13 protein-coding genes, 1 tRNA gene and 1 pseudogene are annotated in these 18,683 nt (G+C 41.2%); 10 read left to right on the top strand and 5 right to left on the bottom strand.

What is annotated here, in order from left to right; genetic code table 11:
- The 3 genes and pseudogenes from ACTNES_RS13180 to ACTNES_RS13170 form a co-directional block, all read right to left on the bottom strand.
- Positions 1-346 (bottom strand): annotated as a pseudogene (locus ACTNES_RS13180) (two-component sensor histidine kinase); the annotation flags it as partial.
- Positions 343-1,044: a response regulator transcription factor gene (locus ACTNES_RS13175; protein WP_291815013.1), complete on the bottom strand. Its 702-nt coding sequence runs from the start codon at positions 1,042-1,044 to the stop codon at positions 343-345. The pseudogene ACTNES_RS13180 and the gene ACTNES_RS13175, both read right to left, overlap by 4 nt.
- 11 nt (positions 1,045-1,055) lie before the next feature.
- Positions 1,056-3,437, bottom strand: coding sequence for an endonuclease MutS2 (locus ACTNES_RS13170; protein WP_441039602.1), 2,382 nt, complete (start codon positions 3,435-3,437; stop codon positions 1,056-1,058).
- A gap of 314 nt (positions 3,438-3,751) precedes the next feature.
- Here ACTNES_RS13170 and ACTNES_RS13165 point away from each other — a divergent pair.
- The 6 genes from ACTNES_RS13165 (at position 3,752) to ACTNES_RS13140 (ending at position 11,009) form a co-directional block, all read left to right on the top strand.
- A tRNA-Leu gene (locus tag ACTNES_RS13165) sits at positions 3,752-3,836 on the top strand.
- 205 nt (positions 3,837-4,041) lie between these two features.
- Positions 4,042-5,325, top strand: a complete 1,284-nt coding sequence (locus tag ACTNES_RS13160) for a S1C family serine protease (RefSeq protein ID WP_441039600.1) — start codon at positions 4,042-4,044, stop codon at positions 5,323-5,325.
- Positions 5,326-5,558: 233 nt separating this feature from the next.
- Positions 5,559-6,506 carry a 3'-5' exoribonuclease YhaM family protein gene (locus tag ACTNES_RS13155; RefSeq protein ID WP_291807865.1) on the top strand — a complete coding sequence of 316 codons (948 nt, stop codon included), beginning with the start codon at positions 5,559-5,561 and terminating at the stop codon, positions 6,504-6,506.
- Positions 6,507-6,511: 5 nt separating this feature from the next.
- Positions 6,512-8,149, top strand: coding sequence for a 23S rRNA (uracil(1939)-C(5))-methyltransferase RlmD (rlmD, locus tag ACTNES_RS13150; protein ID WP_441039598.1), 1,638 nt, complete (start codon positions 6,512-6,514; stop codon positions 8,147-8,149).
- 72 nt (positions 8,150-8,221) lie between these two features.
- Complete coding sequence (locus ACTNES_RS13145) at positions 8,222-9,967, top strand: HsdM family class I SAM-dependent methyltransferase (protein WP_291818415.1); 1,746 nt, start codon at positions 8,222-8,224, stop codon at positions 9,965-9,967.
- On the top strand, positions 9,954-11,009 hold the full coding sequence (locus ACTNES_RS13140; protein ID WP_291818418.1) for a restriction endonuclease subunit S: 1,056 nt from the start codon (positions 9,954-9,956) through the stop codon (positions 11,007-11,009). The genes ACTNES_RS13145 and ACTNES_RS13140 overlap by 14 nt, the downstream gene beginning before the upstream one ends.
- A gap of 55 nt (positions 11,010-11,064) precedes the next feature.
- Here the strand turns inward: ACTNES_RS13140 and ACTNES_RS13135 are convergent, their stop codons facing one another.
- The gene (locus tag ACTNES_RS13135; protein WP_291818421.1) at positions 11,065-12,822 is read right to left on the bottom strand and encodes a UvrD-helicase domain-containing protein; all 1,758 of its coding nucleotides are present in this window, start codon (positions 12,820-12,822) and stop codon (positions 11,065-11,067) included.
- 13 nt (positions 12,823-12,835) lie between these two features.
- A complete protein-coding gene (locus ACTNES_RS13130; RefSeq protein ID WP_291818425.1) occupies positions 12,836-14,806 on the bottom strand; it encodes an AAA family ATPase in 1,971 nt (656 codons plus the stop codon).
- 495 nt (positions 14,807-15,301) lie between these two features.
- Between ACTNES_RS13130 and ACTNES_RS13125 the strand changes: the two genes are divergently transcribed.
- From ACTNES_RS13125 to ACTNES_RS13110, 4 genes are all read left to right on the top strand, one after another.
- A complete protein-coding gene (locus tag ACTNES_RS13125; protein ID WP_291818428.1) occupies positions 15,302-16,036 on the top strand; it encodes a MerR family transcriptional regulator in 735 nt (244 codons plus the stop codon).
- A 69-nt stretch (positions 16,037-16,105) separates the two neighbouring features.
- On the top strand, positions 16,106-17,638 hold the full coding sequence (locus ACTNES_RS13120) for a hypothetical protein (protein ID WP_291818431.1): 1,533 nt from the start codon (positions 16,106-16,108) through the stop codon (positions 17,636-17,638).
- 88 nt (positions 17,639-17,726) lie between these two features.
- Positions 17,727-18,176, top strand: coding sequence for a MarR family winged helix-turn-helix transcriptional regulator (locus ACTNES_RS13115; RefSeq protein WP_441039594.1), 450 nt, complete (start codon positions 17,727-17,729; stop codon positions 18,174-18,176).
- A partial coding sequence (locus tag ACTNES_RS13110) for an MATE family efflux transporter (protein WP_441039593.1) occupies positions 18,169-18,683 on the top strand: 515 nt, incomplete at its 3' end. The genes ACTNES_RS13115 and ACTNES_RS13110, both read left to right, overlap by 8 nt.

Below are 18,683 nucleotides of genomic sequence, written 5' to 3'. Positions count from 1 at the left end.
CAGCGTCAAATTCCTCCAGTGGAATCGGATCATCGATGTCGATATCTTTTCGCGTGCTGACAATAATCTCGCCATTGCTGTTAATGATCCACAACACAGCATCCTGAAAATCTGCGATTGCAGATAAGTGTTCCTGCAGGGTGTCTACTGTAGTGGAAGAAATATTGCTTTTAACAGCATCATTGGAAGCAATATTATGTGCCTCTGTATAAAGAGCGGCGCTTAAGGAATGCTCAAAATGCTTTTCCACCATATAAGAGCCGCCCAGTGTTACAGTAAAGAAACCAAAAACCCCGATGAAAATATAGAACATCAGAAATTTTGTGGAAAGATGATGCTGTTTCATGGATTTTTTACCTCAAATTTATATCCGATTCCCCATACAGTGGCGATTGCCCAGTGTGGGTTGTCCTTGATCTTTTCTCTCAGACGTTTGATATGAACGTCTACAGTACGGGTATCGCCGATATACTCATAGCCCCAGATATGATCCAGAAGCTGCTCGCGGGTAAATACCTGATTTGGTGAGGATGCAAGGAAGTAGAGAAGTTCCAGCTCCTTTGGCGGCATGTCCACCTGATGTCCCATGTAGGTGACTGCATAGTTAGTCAGGTTGATGATCAGGTCAGGATAGGTGACGCATTTCTCGTTGGAGGAAACAGCAGGCTGTTTTACCTGGAAGCGACGCAGGACAGCGCGGACGCGGGCTACCAGTTCCTTGGAATCAAATGGTTTGATCATGTAGTCATCAGCACCAAGCTCCAGACCAAGAACCTTGTCAAAGGTTTCGCCCTTGGCGGAGAGCATAATGATCGGAACATCGGAGGTATGGCGGATCTCACGGCAGACCTGATAACCGTCGATGCCCGGAAGCATCAGATCCAGAATAATCAGATCCGGATGAAAAGAAGCAAATTTTTTGAGCGCTTCTTCACCATCATTTACAATCTTTGTCTCAAAACATTCTTTGGTAAGATACAGAGCGATAAGCTCTGCAATATTATTATCATCATCAACGATGAGGATTTTTTGTTTGGAAACCATGGCAGTCCCTCCTATTTTTTAAATTCTACAATTGTGACACCTGCATCACCCTCACCGAATTCTCCCAGACGGAAAGATTCTACGTGTTTCTGGCGTTTCAGATAATTGTGTACACCTTTTCGCAGAGCACCGGTTCCTTTACCGTGAACGATACGGACGGATTTGAGATGAGCGATATAAGCGTCATCCAGATATTTGTCAAGTTCTGCAACTGCCTCGTCTACAGTCTTGCCGAGCAGGTTGATCTCAGTGGATACATGAGCTGATTTTGCCATACGGATCTTACCTGCACCTGTACGCTGCATGGTAGGAGTGGTGATCTCTGCCTCATCGATCAGTTCCAGATCAGAAATATGAACTTTGGAACGGATAATACCCATCTGAACAAAGAGGAAACCTTTGTTGTCCGGACGGCTGCTGACAGTACCTTTCAGGTTCATGCTGAGAACCTTGACTGCATCACCGAGGGAAATATCCTTGGCTGTAAGTTCTTTCTTCGGTTTTTTGGCAGCAGTTTTCTGAGTCATGCCTTTTTCAGCTTTATTCATACGCTTGCGCAGATTCTGTCGTTCTTTTTCCACAGCAGAGAGATCGACGTGGTCTTTCTGGAACTTGTGGAACATTTTCATGGTCTGGTCTGCATATTCCTTGGCCTCGCGGAGAACGGCATGAGCTTCTTCGTTTGCCTGACGGATGATGCGGTCACGCTGTTCATTCAGTTTCTCCTGTTTGAATTCCATTTCGGATTTCAGGGAAGCAACTTCCTGTTTGTACTGCTCGATTTCGCGGCGTTCGTTTTCAATAGTCACACGGCTGCTCTCCAGAGAACTGAGGACATCTTCGAAAGACTCATCCTGTTCGCTGATCTGTTCTTTTGCTTTATCAATGATATAATCCGGAAGTCCGAGTTTGGAAGAAATGGCGAATGCATTACTTTTTCCCGGAACACCGATCAGCAGGCGGTAAGTCGGACGAAGAGTTTCCACGTCAAATTCGCAGCAGGCATTTTCCACGCCTGGAGTGGAGAGGGCGTATACTTTCAGCTCACTGTAATGGGTGGTTGCCATAGTGCGGATTCCCTGCTCATGGAGATGGGAAAGGATCGCAATGGCAAGGGCGGCCCCCTCTGTCGGGTCAGTACCTGCGCCAAGCTCATCGAAAAGGACGAGAGAGTGGCGGTTGGCTTTTCTGAGGAAAGAAACCACGTTTGTCATATGTGAGGAGAAAGTACTTAAGGACTGCTCGATACTCTGCTCATCACCGATGTCTGCATAAACTTCCTCAAACAGTGCAAGTTCGGAGCGGTCCAGTGTCGGAATATGAAGTCCGGACTGGCCCATGAGGGTAAGAAGTCCGACAGTTTTTAAGGATACGGTCTTACCACCGGTGTTCGGTCCGGTGACAACAAGCAGGTCGAAATCATCACCAAGACGGATATCGATCGGAACTGCTTTCTTCTTATCAATGAGCGGGTGGCGTGCCTGTTTCAGACGGATACGTCCCTCATCATTGAAAATTGGCTCTGTAGCATTCATGTCCATGGCAAGAGATGCTCTGGCGAAAATAACGTCAAGCTGTACCATGATATTAAGGTCTGCGCGGATAGAGTCGGTCTGTTCTGCGGTCATCTGGCTTAAGTTGGAGAGGATCACTTCGATCTCTTTCTGTTCTTCCAATTCAAGTTCACGAATGTCGTTGTTTAATTTTACGATTGCCATAGGCTCGATGAATAAAGTAGAACCTGTAGAAGACTGGTCATGTACCATACCTGGAACCTGACCTTTGTATTCTGCTTTGACCGGGATACAGTAGCGGCCGTTTCTCATAGTGATAACGGAATCCTGCAGATAATTGCGGGCACTTCCGTTTACGAGAGAAGAGAGCTGCGTATGGATCCTGTCTCCGGCAATTTTCATGTTTCTTCGGATCTGGCGAAGATTACTGCTTGCATCATCGCTGATCTCATCCTCTGAGAGGATACATCTGCGGATCTCTGTTGTGAGAGGAGTCAGCGGCTCCAGTGCTTCAAACATTCCGTCCAGAGAGTCAGGAAGAGAATCACCGCGCTCACTTCTGGAATAAGCTTTTACACGGTTGGTATTCTCCAGCAGGCTGCAGATGGCAAGAAGTTCACCAATCCCGAGAGAACTTCCGATTTCCAGACGCTTCAGAGAACCACGCACATCCTTAACGCTTCCGAAAGAGATATTGCCTTTCTGGAAGAGACGGGTGAGGGCGTCCTTAGTCTGAGTCTGCATATGGCGGATCTCATCAATATCTGTAGACGGCTCAGTCTTTCGGCAGATTTCCTTTCCCATGGAAGAAGAAGCCTTGTCTGTCAGCATATTGATGATCTTATAGTATTCAAGTGCTTTATATGCTTTCTGATTCATTGTTGATTTAAGTCTCCTGATTATTACTTTTAATATTTATGATACCGGAAAAAAGAGCTGATCTCATTCCGGGTGTATCTGTAATAGTGGGGGTATCTCAGCTGGATTATTGGGTATGGCTGAAATACCTTTCTTATTATATATGATTTTGGGTGCTGTGAAAAGTGCTAAAATAGTTTGGTCTGAGAGGTCAAAAACATGTTTTCAAAAAAATATTTAAAAAATTTCAAAAAAACTATTGACACTTTATATAGTTTTTGGTATAGTACCAATTGTCGCAACAATAAGTAAAACTTAAAGATGAAACGCGATATGCGGAAGTGTCGGAACTGGCAGACGAGCAAGACTAAGGATCTTGTGAGCATTGCGCTCGTGTGGGTTCAAGTCCCATCTTCCGCATGAGAAACCTTGTATCTTAACTGATGCAAGGTTTTTTTATGTCACTGGAAAATTACTTATACTATATTCATAAAAAATTCATATCTCTTTGCTAAAATATTTTTTAGATTTGTTCGTCCTGACAGATGATAGATCGGACCTGAGTTGAGGAATAGCGGTTACTGGGAGTAGAGCGGACAGTAACGATAACAGGAGAAAGAGTTTTATGAAACAGGACATAAATAAAAGAAAGGATACAAGAGAGTATCAGTTTATACAGGAAACCATAAAGAAACAACCCAGAGAACGCAGAAGCATGGCATGCAGATTACTGGCAATTGCAGGATGTGGTGTTTTATTTGGCGGCTGTGCGGCTGCAACTTTTGCAGGGGTATTTCCTGTTCTTGCGGATAAAGAAGAGGATACACAGCAGAAGATAGAATTGACAGAAACCAGTACTATGGAGAAAGCAGAGGCTGTATCTGAGGCGCAGACTGTGGAGAGCGAAGAGACGGAACAGATGTCAGAGGAGACAGCGAAGAGTCCTCTTGCATTCTATGAGGAAACTTATAAAGAAGTACTTAAGGTATCTCAGGAATCGCAGAAGTCACTTGTTAGCGTAAGAGGGATTTCAAAGGACGAAGACCTGCTGGATAATTCTTATCTGCAGCAGGGCGATTCGGAAGGACTTATTTTCCTGGAAACAGATACACAGCTTTATATCCTGACTTATGAGGAAGAACTGGAGAATCTGCAGGAACTGCAGATTACATTTGCGGACGGTTCTACAGTGACGGGAGAGATATGCAAAGGTGATGAAGATACCGGACTTGCGGTTGCTACGGTGAAGAAGAGTCTTCTCAGTGAGAGTACCAGAGAGGATATCGTAGTGTCTGATCTGACAGACACGCAGGAACCCGAAAAGAGTGATATGGTCATTGCCATTGGAAGTCCTGCCGGTGACAGTGATGCAGTGATTTACGGAATGGTTACGTCTGTATCTGAGAAACTGATGGCAGCGGATACAGAATATGAAGTATTATCTACGGACATGCAGGGAGATGAGGACGGAAGCGGTGTATTGCTGAATATTTCAGGAAATGTAACAGGTATGATCCTGAAAAAGGGCGATGGTGACGGCGACAATATCCATGCGATCGCTGTTTCACAGATCCTCCCGCTGGTAGAGCGTCTGGCTAACGGAGAGAAAGCCAGATATACAGGAATTTACGGAACAGAAATCGACCAGGCACAGTGCAGACATCTGGGAATCGGACAGGGACTTTATATAGAACGGACAGAGAAAGATTCCCCTGCAATGAAAGCCGGACTCCAGTCAGGAGATATCATAAGTAAGATTGATGGAAACCTGACAGAGAGTATGCAGTCTTACTATACATATCTGCAGTCAAAAAAAGCTGGAGAGAAGATTACATTAACTGTTCTGCGTAAGAATTCCAGAGGGGATTATGTGGAAAAGGATTATAAGGTATTAGTTGAAGAGAAATAAAAAATGGAGAGAAAAGCGAATAATTTTATCCTATAGAGTTTTAACTTTAGAAGTTTAACCGAATTGAGCAGGTACCTTGTTATAATTGTGAAAAGCAATACACAGTGTGTGGAGAATTATCGGTATCTTCTGATAAACTGCGAAGCAGATATTCGGTATGAAGTTATGCAGTCAATTGGATTGAGAATATTCGCCTGATAATATAAATATAGAACAGATAGAGAGGCAGAGTTATGCGTTTTTTAAACGAATTACATGAGGGAGACAGAATCAGCGGGATTTATCTGTGCAAGCAGAAACAGTCCGCTGTAACAAAGAACGGAAAACCGTATGAAAACATTATTCTTCAGGATAAGACTGGGATCATGGACGGTAAGATCTGGGATCCGAATTCTCTGGGAATTGATGATTTTGATGCACTGGACTACATTGACGTAGTGGGAGATGTGACCAGTTTTGCAGGTGCTATGCAGCTGAATATCAAGCGTGTGCGCAAGGCAGCAGAGGATGAGTATGATCCTGCAGATTATCTTCCTGTAAGTGAGAACAGCACAGATGACATGTACAGTCAGTTAAAAGCATTTATCGACAGCGTGCAGAACATTTATCTGGTCGCATTGCTGAAGAAATTGTTTATAGAAGATGAGGAATTTATCAAAGCATTCGAGGGACATTCCGCAGCAAAGACCGTACATCACGGATTTATCGGCGGTCTGATGGAGCATACACTCGGAGTTACCAGACTCTGCGATTATATGTCAAAAGCATATCCGGTCATTAACAGAGACCTGCTGATCACAGCATCCCTGCTTCACGACATCGGAAAGACAAAAGAATTATCCTCATTCCCGTTAAACGACTATACAGACGAAGGACAGCTTCTGGGACACATCTATATCGGTGCGCAGATGATTCACGACCTGGCAGGACAGATTCCAGAATTTCCGGAGGTGCTTAAAAATGAACTGATCCATTGTATTCTGTCCCATCACGGAGAACTGGAATACGGTTCCCCGAAGAAACCTGCACTGGTGGAGGCTGTAGCTCTCAATCTTGCAGATAATACAGATGCAAGAATGGAAACCATCACAGAGATTTTTGCAGCAAACAAGAGCAAAAAAGAATGGCTTGGATATAATAAATTGTTTGAATCCAACTTAAGAAGAACAGATGAGGTGTAATCTTTATGGAATTTCGTAAGAACGATCTTGTTACGTTAGAGATAGAAGATTGCGGAATTGACGGTGAAGGTATCGGAAAAGCCGATGGCTTCACCGTTTTTGTCAAGGACGCAGTGATCGGAGATACAGTAACAGCCAAAATTATCAAGGCAAAGAAAAATTATGGTTACGGCCGTCTTATGGAGGTGCTGAAGCCATCTCCGTACAGAGTTGAGCCCAAGTGCGAATTTGCCCGTCAGTGTGGCGGATGCCAGCTTCAGGCACTTTCCTATGACCAACAGCTTGTATTTAAGACAAATAAGGTGAAGGGACATCTGGAACGTATCGGTGGCTTTACAGATATCCCCATGGAGCCGATCATTGGCATGGATGAACTTTTTCATTACAGAAATAAGGCACAGTTTCCTGTAGGCAGAAATAAAGAGGGAAAAATCGTTACAGGTTTCTATGCGGGAAGAACCCACAATATTATCGAGAACCGTGACTGTGCACTTGGTGTAGCTGAGAATAAAGAAGTTCTGGACCGTGTGATCGCACATATGGAGAAATACGGGATCGAACCATACAATGAAGCAACAGGTAAGGGACTTGTGCGCCATGTCCTGATCCGTTACGGATACTTCACAAAAGAAGTGATGGTCTGTCTGATCCTGAACGGAAATAAGATCCCAAAAGAGGAACAGCTTGTAAAATCTCTGTGTGAGATTCCGGGAATGACAAGTATTACTATCAATGTAAATAAGAAACGCAGCAATGTGATCCTTGGTGAAGAAATCCGTCTGCTCTGGGGACAGGAATATATCACAGACAGAATCGGAGATATTTCCTACCAGATTTCACCTCTGTCTTTCTATCAGGTAAATCCTATGCAGACCCAGAAGCTTTATGCAAAGGCACTGGAATACGCAGATCTTCACGGTCAGGAAACAGTATGGGATCTCTACTGTGGGATCGGAACTATTTCCCTGTTCCTGGCACAGAAAGCAAAATTTGTCCGTGGTGTGGAAATTGTTCCTGCAGCTATTGAGAATGCGAAAGAGAACGCAAAACTTAATGGCTTGGAGAATACGGAATTCTTTGTGGGCAAGGCAGAAGAAGTGCTGCCAAGAGAGTATAAGAAAAATGGCGTTTATGCAGATGTCATCGTTGTAGACCCGCCAAGAAAAGGCTGTGATGAAACCCTGCTGGAGACTATGATCGAGATGAACCCGGAAAGGATTGTATATGTAAGCTGTGACAGTGCGACGTTGGCAAGGGATCTGAAGTATCTGTGTGAGAGGGGATATGAGCTTCACAAGGTCTGTGCGGTTGATCAGTTTGGGATGACGGTTCATGTGGAGACGGTAGTACTTTTGTCCCAACAAAAACCGGATGACCACATAGAGATTGACTTGGACTTGGATGAGTTGGATGCCACGACTGCTGAGACAAAGGCCACCTATGAGGAAATCAAGGCATACGTCTGGGATAAGCACCATTTGAAAGTATCCAGCCTGTATATCTCCCAAGTCAAAAGAAAGTGCGGATTAGAGGTTGGTCAGAATTATAACCTGTCCAAATCTGAAAACCCGAAAGTGCCAAAGTGTCCGCCAGAAAAGGAAGCGGCGATTATGGACGCACTGAAACATTTTCAAATGATTTGAGGGAGGTTGATGAATATGGCAAAGAGTATGACATAAGATGCTGTTCGCGACTTAGCTCGTGAAGCTCTTGGTTTGGTTGATAGTGAAATTGCGCGTGCTGGTGTGGGGCAGCTTACCACATTCAATCAGCTTGGGTTCCCAGGAGTAGCTGATAAACCAGATGGTTGGTATTTGCCGAATAATAAAAATGAGGTTGCAGTTGTTCTGGAAACGAAAGCAACTCGTATTACTCTTGGACAAGCGCAAGTTGATGAAGTTCTGAAAAATGTGCGCATTATGCAAACACAATATAAGAAGGTTGTAGGAATTCTATATAACGGAGAAGATATTCGTGTTTTCAAAGGTGAAGAGGAAGTAAAGACACCCACCAAGTTGCAGAGTGTTAACTATTATCTGTCTCTGTATACCGTGGATAGTATTGATAAAGAGCGAATCTATGAATTAACCGCAAAGATCAATAATGGGCTACATTTTGAATTTGGTATTAAAAACCTGTATCATCGTATGATATTTACTGCATGCGCTTTAGTAGCTGAACGTTATGGTGCTGGATTGCAGCGTCTAAAAGATATGGGGTATGCGACATTCCATACAGCAATTCATTCGACGCTGTCCAAATCGCTCGAAGATAGCCGAAAGCAAAATGCTAAAATTGATATTCTGTTGGAAGAATATTCCGACATTAAAATGAATACAACGGACAATCAGCAGGCAATCAATGATTTTATCGACTGGGTTGTTGAGATCTCCGAGTGTGTTAACTCAAATGAATGGCGTGGTGAAGATGTAATGGGCATCTTCTTTAACGAATTCAATCGTTACAAGAAGAAGTCTGAGGCTGGTCAGGTATTTACGCCTGAGCATATCACCGACTTTATGTATAAGATTCTTGATGTGAATAAAGATGACTATATATTGGACGCGACTTGCGGTTCAGGTGGCTTCCTTGTAAAGGCTATGGCAAATATGATCCGAGAGGCCGGAGGCATGCAAGCAGATGCAGCTGCCGAAATTAAGTCAAACCATCTTTATGGAATTGAGTTTGACCGCGAAATTTATGCATTGGCGTGCGCAAACATGCTGATTCATAAAGACGGCAAAACCAACCTTGAGCAGATGGATGCCCGTACTGATCCTGCCTGCAAGTGGATGAAATCGAAGCCTATCACGAAAGTTTTGATGAACCCGCCGTACGAGAACAAATATGGGTGTATGAAAATTGTTGAAAATGTGCTGGATAATGTTCCTGCTCACACGCAATGTGCATTTATCTTGCCTGATAAGAAGTTAGAAAAGGCAAGCAAGGCCCAGATGAAGCGTATTCTGAAGAATCATCGTCTGCGAAAAGTCATTAAATTGCCTGAAGACTTGTTCTTTGGCGTTGGTATCACTACAAGTATTTTTGTATTTGAAGCTGGCGTTGGGCAAGAAGGAAAGGAATTCTTTGCTTGCTATATGGAGTCTGATGGACTTGCAACAGTTAAAAACAAAGGGCGGCATGATATTTACGGAAAGTGGGCAGCTATCGAGGCACATTGGGTTGAAGTCATGGAAAAGCAGTCCGGTGATGATACGTGTCAATGGGTTAATCCTGCCGAGCATTTATCATATCAGGTACCACAGAAGCCGTTCGAGATTTTCGAGGAAGACTTCCGCAAGACCGCAATGGACTATCTGATGTTCCAAAAGAGGATCGATGTGAAAACATTTGGCGAGAAATTGATGACCACAGCGCTGTATTCGAGCCAAGTAAGTATTGATGATGAGACCGTGACCGTTTCTATGCAGAAAGGTGGTGACGGTGATGACGAAAATTGACATAAGTGAGTGGAAGCCTTTTGCTATAGGCAATATCTTTGATGTTATCAAAGGCACACGTCTTACTAAAGCCCATATGAAATCGGGAGATATCCGTTTTATCGGATCATCGTCCATGAACAATGGTTGCACTTCATTGGTGGGTAATACAGAGAATATGCACCCGGCAAATACGATTACCGTTTGCTATAATGGTAGTGTTGGAGAAACGTTTTATCAAGATGAGCCGTTTCTTGCTTCGGACGATGTCAACGTGCTATATCCGAAATTTAATATGAATCGTAATATTGCATTATTTATAGCACCTCTGATTAAAGCCATCAGTGCACGCTATAACTATGTTGATAAGTGGAAGCAAGATGTTATGGTTGCGGATGAAATTATGCTTCCTGTTGACATAAACGGTGAACCGGACTGGGCATACATGGATGAATACATGTCAGAGATCGTGAAAGAATCTGAGGTAAACCTTGCAAGTTTAATGAAAGCCGATAACGAAAAACATGAGGTGAATACTTCTAAATGGAAGGAATTTACTATTGGAGATTTATTTGATATTCATCCAACCAAGGCTTACAAGAAAATCAATATTGAACTTTTTGAAGACGATGGTACGAACCCAGTTGTTGTAAACACAGGATTTAATAATGGCGTTGGTGGATATTCCAATTTAGATTGTACAGAAAAGGCTGGGACTATTACATTTACTGACACCGCAGCGAAAAGCACGGATTCCTTTTTCTATCAGGAGAAAGATTTTATCGGTTATCCACATGTGCAGGGGATGTACGCCAAAACACACGAATGGACAAGAAACGAGGGATTGTTTTTGAACTCGGTTATCAAGTCGATATTAAATGGCAGGTATGATTTTATTAGAAAAATGACGCGGGCTGAAATGCTCAAATTAAAAGTTAAGTTGCCAGCAGTGAAACAGATGGATGGAACATATATACCTGATTGGGCATATATGGAAGAACACATGCGTTCTGTCATGAAGGATGCAGAGATTGATTTGACTGCTATGCAGACAATATTCTGAGCAATCGTGATATAAGGCCCGTCGTCCTATTGGGCGGCGTGCCTTATATCAAACGCTATTCAGTTTTGCTGTGATTCTGAGAATTTAGAAATTCTGAATACGTAAGGATATTATCTTCTCCAACCATTTCTGCAAGGAATTTTCTAAAAACTCGATCAACAGGGACAGAAATGAAAAAATAAAGCCGTTTTTTAGGCCTGGAACAACATACATAGAACAAATTGCGATTCCTTATGTATGCTGCCTCTTTATCCTGTGGATATCCGTTTTTAATCATAGGGGCGTAAGTTTCAAACTGATACTGATTCCATCCTTTGCTTATAACAAAAATCACATTATCGTATTCCTCGCCTTTAACGCCATGCTCCGTAGAAAAGTCTGCTTCCGGATGAAAATAATTGATTGCTGCCAAAAACTGTTCGTATTCTATGTCCAAAAAATCCTTAATTGTCACATCGGCTCCCGAATACATTGTTTCTGGTGCATTTAGATATAGATCATAATACCCGTCAATTTTTGCCGGAATCGGAATCAACTTTGATTCAAATACTGTTTGGAGAACATCTACACTGTTTTTTTTGCGTGCTATTTTCAAAGCTTCTTGTAGATTTTTCCATTTAACTTTTTCAGCTTTTTTGGTGATAGGATAACGCCTTAGTTTCAGCGTGTCAAACAGTAATTGCATATCATTGGTCTCTAAAGCTTGATATATTGGTTCAAGCTGTTCCATAAAAAATAGCAGAAATGGATCTTCTTTATCTCTAAGACCATCCTTTAAGATATCTAAAAGTTTATTATATCCCTGTTGGGCAGCGAGAACTCGATGTGTAATCATTAATGTCTTTACATTTTCACTGGCAGGAATGCAGCTGTGTTTAATATGCTCCATTAGACCATTAAGTCTTTCTTTTAATTCAGGCGAAGGCAAATCACCCTTGAAATTTCGGTCCGTTCTTCGCTCTCCTATATAATCATCACATGTAATAACTGTGACTTCTCCAGCAAAGTTGTCAATGGCAGAGCGCTGAGGAAGTTCCGGTCTAATAAAGTTTAATAGATCTACAATTTTAGGTGCAGAACGGAAATTCGCCCCCTTTTTTATTTCAACAATATTTTCGTGCTGTATTAAGCCGCATGCCTTATTTGATTGATAAATGGTTTGCCATGAATCTCCAAAAAGTCCAAATTGAGGACCAGAATTGAGTGATATAAAGTATTCCAAAAATCGGTCAATAATTGGTTTTAAGGAATCTTGATATTCGTCTATTAGAATTAATGGATATTTATCGCTAAAAACGCGGCGAAATTTTGTATTATCTAAAAGAGCAGCAAATAATCGAATGACATCATCATGGTAAAGATACATGATACCATTTTCATTATATCGATGTCCTAATGTGTACTCTACTTTTCTAATTGCAAAAAAATCTCCTTCGGTTGACCGCAATGTCTCATCTTCACTTATAATTTTGATGAGGGTACTCTGGTATTGCTTAATTGCATTCCATGCAAAAGAGTGAATTGTTGACGGAATAATAAAAGAATCATTTGCCAGTCGTCCGGAGATAACATCCACTGCGGCATTTGTATAAGTAATACATACTACATGTTGGTTCTTTTTGCGGTACTGATTCCATTTATTTACTTGTATCCACTCAATAACCTTATTAAGTGAATAGGTTTTGCCTGACCCGGCCCCAGCTTCAACACGAAAATTATATCCCTTTTGAAGGGTATCGATAATCTGTAGGTCTATTTTATTAGCTTCCTCTTGTGCTAACTCAAAGTTTGATTTTTGAGCTTCCTTTGACATACGTTTCCCCTCCTTACACAAGGACTTTTTGCTTATTGAGCCATACCAAACCATCTTTAAGATACTTGGGAATAGAATAATCAGGGTAATCACAAATCAATCTGAGCGCAAAATCTGTTTTACTTTTTTCTGTAAATTCCAATTTTTTCTCTGTAACAGGATCAGCTAACCCATAAAAAGCTCTATTCACGTTTTTGATGGCTTCTTCTAAGGATCTTCCGCATAGTCCATTTTCAGCAACCTGAAATTCTATATGGCATTTATCTATCGTTTTCTCGTCAGCTGTTAGATTTATAATATCTTCTAATTTTATCTTGCTTTTGTCAGCACTTGGTAACCCCTTTACTTGTCTAACCCACCATTTAATTGTTGAATTTGATGTGGTTTTCCCTTTGCTCACAACAGATTTAGTTCTCCCATCTTTCATTGCATCAATATCAGTAATAATCAAGCAGGGAATCCCCAAAAAGCGAACAAATGGTATAAATTTATATGCATATGCCCCGCCGATTTCAATTAATGCATAATATTGAGCTGGAAGCTTATATGTTATGGGCGCAAATAGTCCTAATTTATTACATTTTTCTATCATGTCCGGGACAAGCAAACGTTCCGATGCGCCTTCTACAAAAATAACCTTATCAGCAAAAAACAGGTCGCAACGGCTCAACGTTAGATACTTCTTGATAAAATCCATATTTTCGGAATCTTCTGCACCAAAAGCGCCTAAATCCTTATAAACAACGCCTCTTTTTGTCTTTTGTGCATACCGGATGTTGGAAAAATCCATAGTATTAGCAATATGTGCCGAATGCGAAGTCAGAAAGGTTTGAATATGTACATTCGATATTTTTGATAAGAATGTTTGTAAATATCCTGCGAACGTGTGCTGCATTTGGGGATGCATGTGTGATTCCGGCTCTTCGATAAATAATAATGGAATACATGCTGTGTGATCTTGCTTAATTTTTTCTGAAAAATCAGCAAGTAAAAATTCCATCTTTATAAGATTTTTGTAGCCAAGGCCATTATGTGAGCTTGGAAGAGCTTCGCCGGCAAGTGGAGCCGTATAGGTTAATTCTGTTTGGTCTTTTATCTGGTTATCAATTTGTAGTTTAGTGTTGACTCCAAGCTGCAATTCCTCTCCGTTCGGATAACCAAAGCCAATAGCTTTTCCAACAATCGAGCTGAGAAGATTACTGCTTTCCCTTTGAATGGATTTGTTTGCTTCCTCAACAGTTTCACGTAACTTTAATACATCTGCTGCTATTTTGGGGTCTAAATTTTTTATATCGACACTAAAATAGCTACTAATCAGCGTTCCTAAAGAATTATAATTTTGCTCTGTGGCTTCCCCTAATACACGCTCTGCTGGTATTGGATAGAATGGAAAAAGATCTGCCAATTCTTTTTGTGTTTTTATTTGTACATCTGCTTTGTTCTTGGGATTAATAGCATATATAACCAATTCAAACATTTTTGAGAAATTTGCAGAACACACGTCTTTCGTTTCTTGAGGATTTAAGGCAAATGCCCCATCTTTATAAAAACAGGTATGGAAACAGTTGCGCAACGATTCTTCATCCATTTTCAATGAGTATTCAGCTTTAACTAATGCAGTTGTTGTATCAACATCTACATCAATAATAAATGGGGAAAGTGCTCCCAAATTATCTTCCGCATCATCTAAAGAGTAATCGATGAGGAACTCTATTGATGTTAACGGTAATCTTTTGCATAGCTGTTCATACGTTATCTTTTTTCTCATAAATTGAGCCAACAGTATAAATGCATATTTTCGCCTCTGCAAAGGATAATCGTCGTATGATAAAACCCTATTTTTAACCACCTTCTCTAAAATGCTCATACATGATGTTTTTGCCGTATTGTTGCGGCCAACAATTAAGGTGATATTTCGATGAACATCCAGTTCGGCATTAACAATTAATCGGAAATTATTTATTGTAATTTTTGATAAAAGCATGATAAACCTCCTTGCACTGTATAGCTAAAAGACAATGTATGCTTGTTTTACGTTCATAGGGGCCACATGACGTGTTAGGTATATCTTTTAGTTTATGGACAATTTGCAAAGCACTTTCTCTGGCCGATATAAACAATTCTGCATTGACCATACCAAGCTGCATAGCCCCATAAAAAGATTCAAACTCCCACATAATTCCGTAATCTGTTTAATCAGAGCAACGGGAATGTTGAAAGTATCACATCCGATGGTACCGGACGGAAAGTTTTTCCCCTCATAGCTCACAGTGTCCTGCCAGAAATCCAGCGACAGTATCTGATGTTGTACCACGTCCATCCTTATACCCTCCTCACTTTGTTGTTCTAAAGTCTATTATAACACGTTGTCCTGTTTTTTGAAATCGGTCTGTCCTTCCATTAGCCTGTTTTTTGAAATTCCAACATAACCATGGCAGAAAATCCCTCTCTAAATTGCAGGTATAGGGAGGAAATAACAATGATGACGGTACATGAAGTGAGTAAGCTTGCCGGGGTGAGTATACGCACTCTACAATATTATGACAAGATCGGTCTTTTGCATCCGACGGGATACACCGATGCAGGTTACAGGCTGTATGACGATGCAGACTTGGAACGCCTTCAGCATATCTTACTGTTCCGTGAGTTGGAGTTTCCATTGAAGGATATCAAGGCAATTATAAACAGTCCCGATTTCGACAGGGGAAAGGCATTAGAGCAGCAGATAGAAATGCTTAGGTTGAAGAAGGAACATATTGAGAATTTGATGGACTTTGCACTTGGAATAAAAATGTTAGGAGTTAAGCATATGGATTTTAAAGCTTTTGATAGAAGTAAGCTGGATGAGTACGCCAGACAGGCAAAAGAACTGTATGGCAATTTGCCGGAATACAAAGAGATGGAAGAAAAACAAAAGAATAGAAACGAGGAAGAGGAAAGACTTTTGGCTGACAGATTTATGCTGTTATTCAAAGAAGCTGGAGAAATGAAAGATACAGATCCAGCCTCCCCTGAGGCTCAAAATCTTGTGAAAAGAATACAGGATTATATAACAGAGAACATGTATACCTGTTCTAATAAGATTCTGCGAGGACTGGGGAAGATGTATTCTGGTGGCGGTGATTTTACAAAGAATATTGATGAATATGGTGGAGAAGGAACTGCTGTGTTTGTAGACAATGCGATTCAAATCTATTGCAATCATGCAGAATAACTATAAAAAGGTTAGTTGTTTAGAGGGTCGGGAAACCGGCTCTCTATTTATGTTGAGGAGGTGTTGCTTTTGTACCCGGTAAGTGAAGCATTCCTGCGAGCGGTGCAGGAGAACACGAGAAATTATTACTGGACTGGAAAGATTACAACCAAATCTGGAATGGTCCATAAATTTACAAACAAAGATATTGTAAAAGGCAGCGGTTATATCTCCAGTCAGTGCTGTGGCAGTACGGAGATTGAACTTGGAACAGTGTATTCTTCGGAAATGGGCATCACGATTTTTTCAGAGATTGATCGTTATACACTGGAAGATGGGCTGATAGAACTGTTTTATCATTTAAGGCTCCTGGATGAAAAGTATGAAGAAGTCCCGATGGGAGTTTTTGAGATCATCAGCTTATGCTGCAAGGCCTGTGGAGTGGAGTTTGCCCACACGCAAAATGAGAGTGAGTCTATGCAAAATGGAAGTACAGTGTTATCCATTTATGCGGAAAATGACATTGAAACCTACAGGGATGTGCTGTTCTATATCGGACAGATCCTTGGAGGTTTTTTCTTTATCAACAGGTCAGGAAAACTGGAACTGAAAAAGTACGGTACCGAGGCTGTGATGGAGATCAGTAATAAGCAGAGATTCTCCAGTAGCTTTTCTGATTTTATTACCAGATATACCGCGGTCAGTTCTACGAACCTGAAAACTCAGGAAGCAGAGTATTATGCACTGGAAACGGATGATGGTCTGACCATGAATCTTGGGGCGAATCTATTTTTGCAGTTTGGTACAGACGATGCCAGAAAGGAACTTTGCAATAACATTTTAAATGATTTGTCTGTAATTAAATATGTACCGTTTGATTCAGAGACTATCGGAAATCCAGCATTGGATGTAGGAGATGTGTTACGGTTTAGTGGTGGACATGCGGATGGAGAACAGATTACCTGTATTACATCATCCAATTGTAGGATTGGTGGAAAGCATTCGCTGAAATGTGTGGGTAAGAATCCAAGGCTTGCATCTGCAAAATCAAAGAATGATAAGAACATATCCGGGCTTCTTAATCAGGTGGAAGCAGGAAAGATTGGTATCCATACGTTTACCAATGCTTCGGCATATACCTTGGGCGAAACGGATACAAAAGTAGTCAGTATTGAGTTTGCTACAACAGAAGAAAATCATGCTCAGTTCTTCGGACAGATTGTGGTAGATGCAAATCTTGTAGATTTTCCTAAACAGGGACAAAGTAGTAAAAGATTAACGTACCGTGATAAATATTCAGAATATGGATTTTCATTACAGAGACAAAAGGAATTTCAGGAGAAGAATGGATTTCAAGCTAAGAGATTTTATTTTCTGAATTTTTATCCTGCTTTACAGGAATATGTACATAGACTGTTTGCGTTTGGAAAACTTCCATTTGATATAAATGATACATCTAAAAAAGAACCGGATTATTTGGATCGTACATGGCTTATGCATGGAAGGTGTTGTAGAGAAGTCACAAGAATGGATTGTGTACAGTTAATAAATGTATTGGATGTATGTGAGTTTATGTTTAATAAACCAGAAGAGAGGAAAGAGTTTGAATTGATTTGTGTTTAGGAGGACAAAGCGGCAGATATAATGTTAAAAGTAGTTGCGTGCGCACGCATATTGCGTTATAATACTGGTGGTTAGGAGGAATATATCTATGAAACTATTAAAATGGCTTTCAGTAACAGACCGATTTTACAAAATCTATTTGGATAAACAGCTTGCCCCCTTTGGAATCAACAACAGCCAATATATGTTTTTGATTAAAATCTGTCGTTCGCCTGGCATTTTACAGGATTCTTTAATGAATATGTTTTATGTTCATCCGAGCAATATTGTACGGACAGTTGCGGCATTAGAAAAGCAGGGAATGATTATGCGTTCCCCAAATGATAAGGATAAGCGGACGTGTAAGCTGTATCCTACGGAACGTGCGCTGTCTGTAATTGATGAGGTACAGACGGTATGTGAAAAGACAGAAGCTCTTTTATTGCAAGGCTTCAGGGAATCTGATAAAAACCTCTTTATTGATTTGCTGATTCAGGCAGGTGAAAATATTACAGCGGAACTCCGTATAGAAAGAAAGGGGGATGAATTTAATGACTGAGAATCCCCTAGGATATGAAAAAATTTCAAAACTGTTGAAAGATTTTGCCATTCCCAGTATTATGGCGTCTCTTGTCGGCTCAATCTACAATATTGTGGATCAGATTTTTATTGGTCAAGGGGTCGGTTATCTGGGAAATGCAGCAACCAATGTTGCCTACCCGTTCTCTACCATCTGCCTTGCTATTGCACTGCTGGTTGGAATTGGCAGTGCTTCCCGTGTTTCCCTCTGTCTTGGACGCAAAGAGCCGAAAGCTGCCGCCAAAGCAGCGGGAAATGGTATTGTTCTGATGGGGATTTTCGGAATTATTTATTTGCTGGTTGGTGAAGCTTTTCTGTCTTTGCTCCTAAAGGCATTTGGGGCAACGACAGATGTATTTCCATATGCAAAGCAGTATGCCAGCATAACATTGATTGGAATGCCGTTTCTTATTGTAACCAATGGTATGAGCAATTTGATTCGAGCAGATGGAAAACCAAAGTATTCAATGGTCTGCATGGTTGTGGG

This window comes from Blautia sp. HCP3S3_D9, assembly GCF_052063845.1.
Taxonomy (GTDB): Bacteria; Bacillota; Clostridia; order Lachnospirales; family Lachnospiraceae; genus Blautia_A.
This window is presented reverse-complemented; position numbering and strand designations above follow the sequence as displayed.

Coding starts and splice junctions, on each gene's coding strand:
- ACTNES_RS13175 (WP_291815013.1), bottom strand. CDS start 1,044: ATGGTTTCCAAACAAAAAATCCTCATCGTTGATGATGATAATAATATT.
- ACTNES_RS13170 (WP_441039602.1), bottom strand. CDS start 3,437: ATGAATCAGAAAGCATATAAAGCACTTGAATACTATAAGATCATCAAT.
- ACTNES_RS13160 (WP_441039600.1), top strand. CDS start 4,042: ATGAAACAGGACATAAATAAAAGAAAGGATACAAGAGAGTATCAGTTT.
- ACTNES_RS13155 (WP_291807865.1), top strand. CDS start 5,559: ATGCGTTTTTTAAACGAATTACATGAGGGAGACAGAATCAGCGGGATT.
- rlmD (WP_441039598.1), top strand. CDS start 6,512: ATGGAATTTCGTAAGAACGATCTTGTTACGTTAGAGATAGAAGATTGC.
- ACTNES_RS13140 (WP_291818418.1), top strand. CDS start 9,954: ATGACGAAAATTGACATAAGTGAGTGGAAGCCTTTTGCTATAGGCAAT.
- ACTNES_RS13135 (WP_291818421.1), bottom strand. CDS start 12,822: ATGTCAAAGGAAGCTCAAAAATCAAACTTTGAGTTAGCACAAGAGGAA.
- ACTNES_RS13130 (WP_291818425.1), bottom strand. CDS start 14,806: ATGCTTTTATCAAAAATTACAATAAATAATTTCCGATTAATTGTTAAT.
- ACTNES_RS13125 (WP_291818428.1), top strand. CDS start 15,302: ATGATGACGGTACATGAAGTGAGTAAGCTTGCCGGGGTGAGTATACGC.
- ACTNES_RS13115 (WP_441039594.1), top strand. CDS start 17,727: ATGAAACTATTAAAATGGCTTTCAGTAACAGACCGATTTTACAAAATC.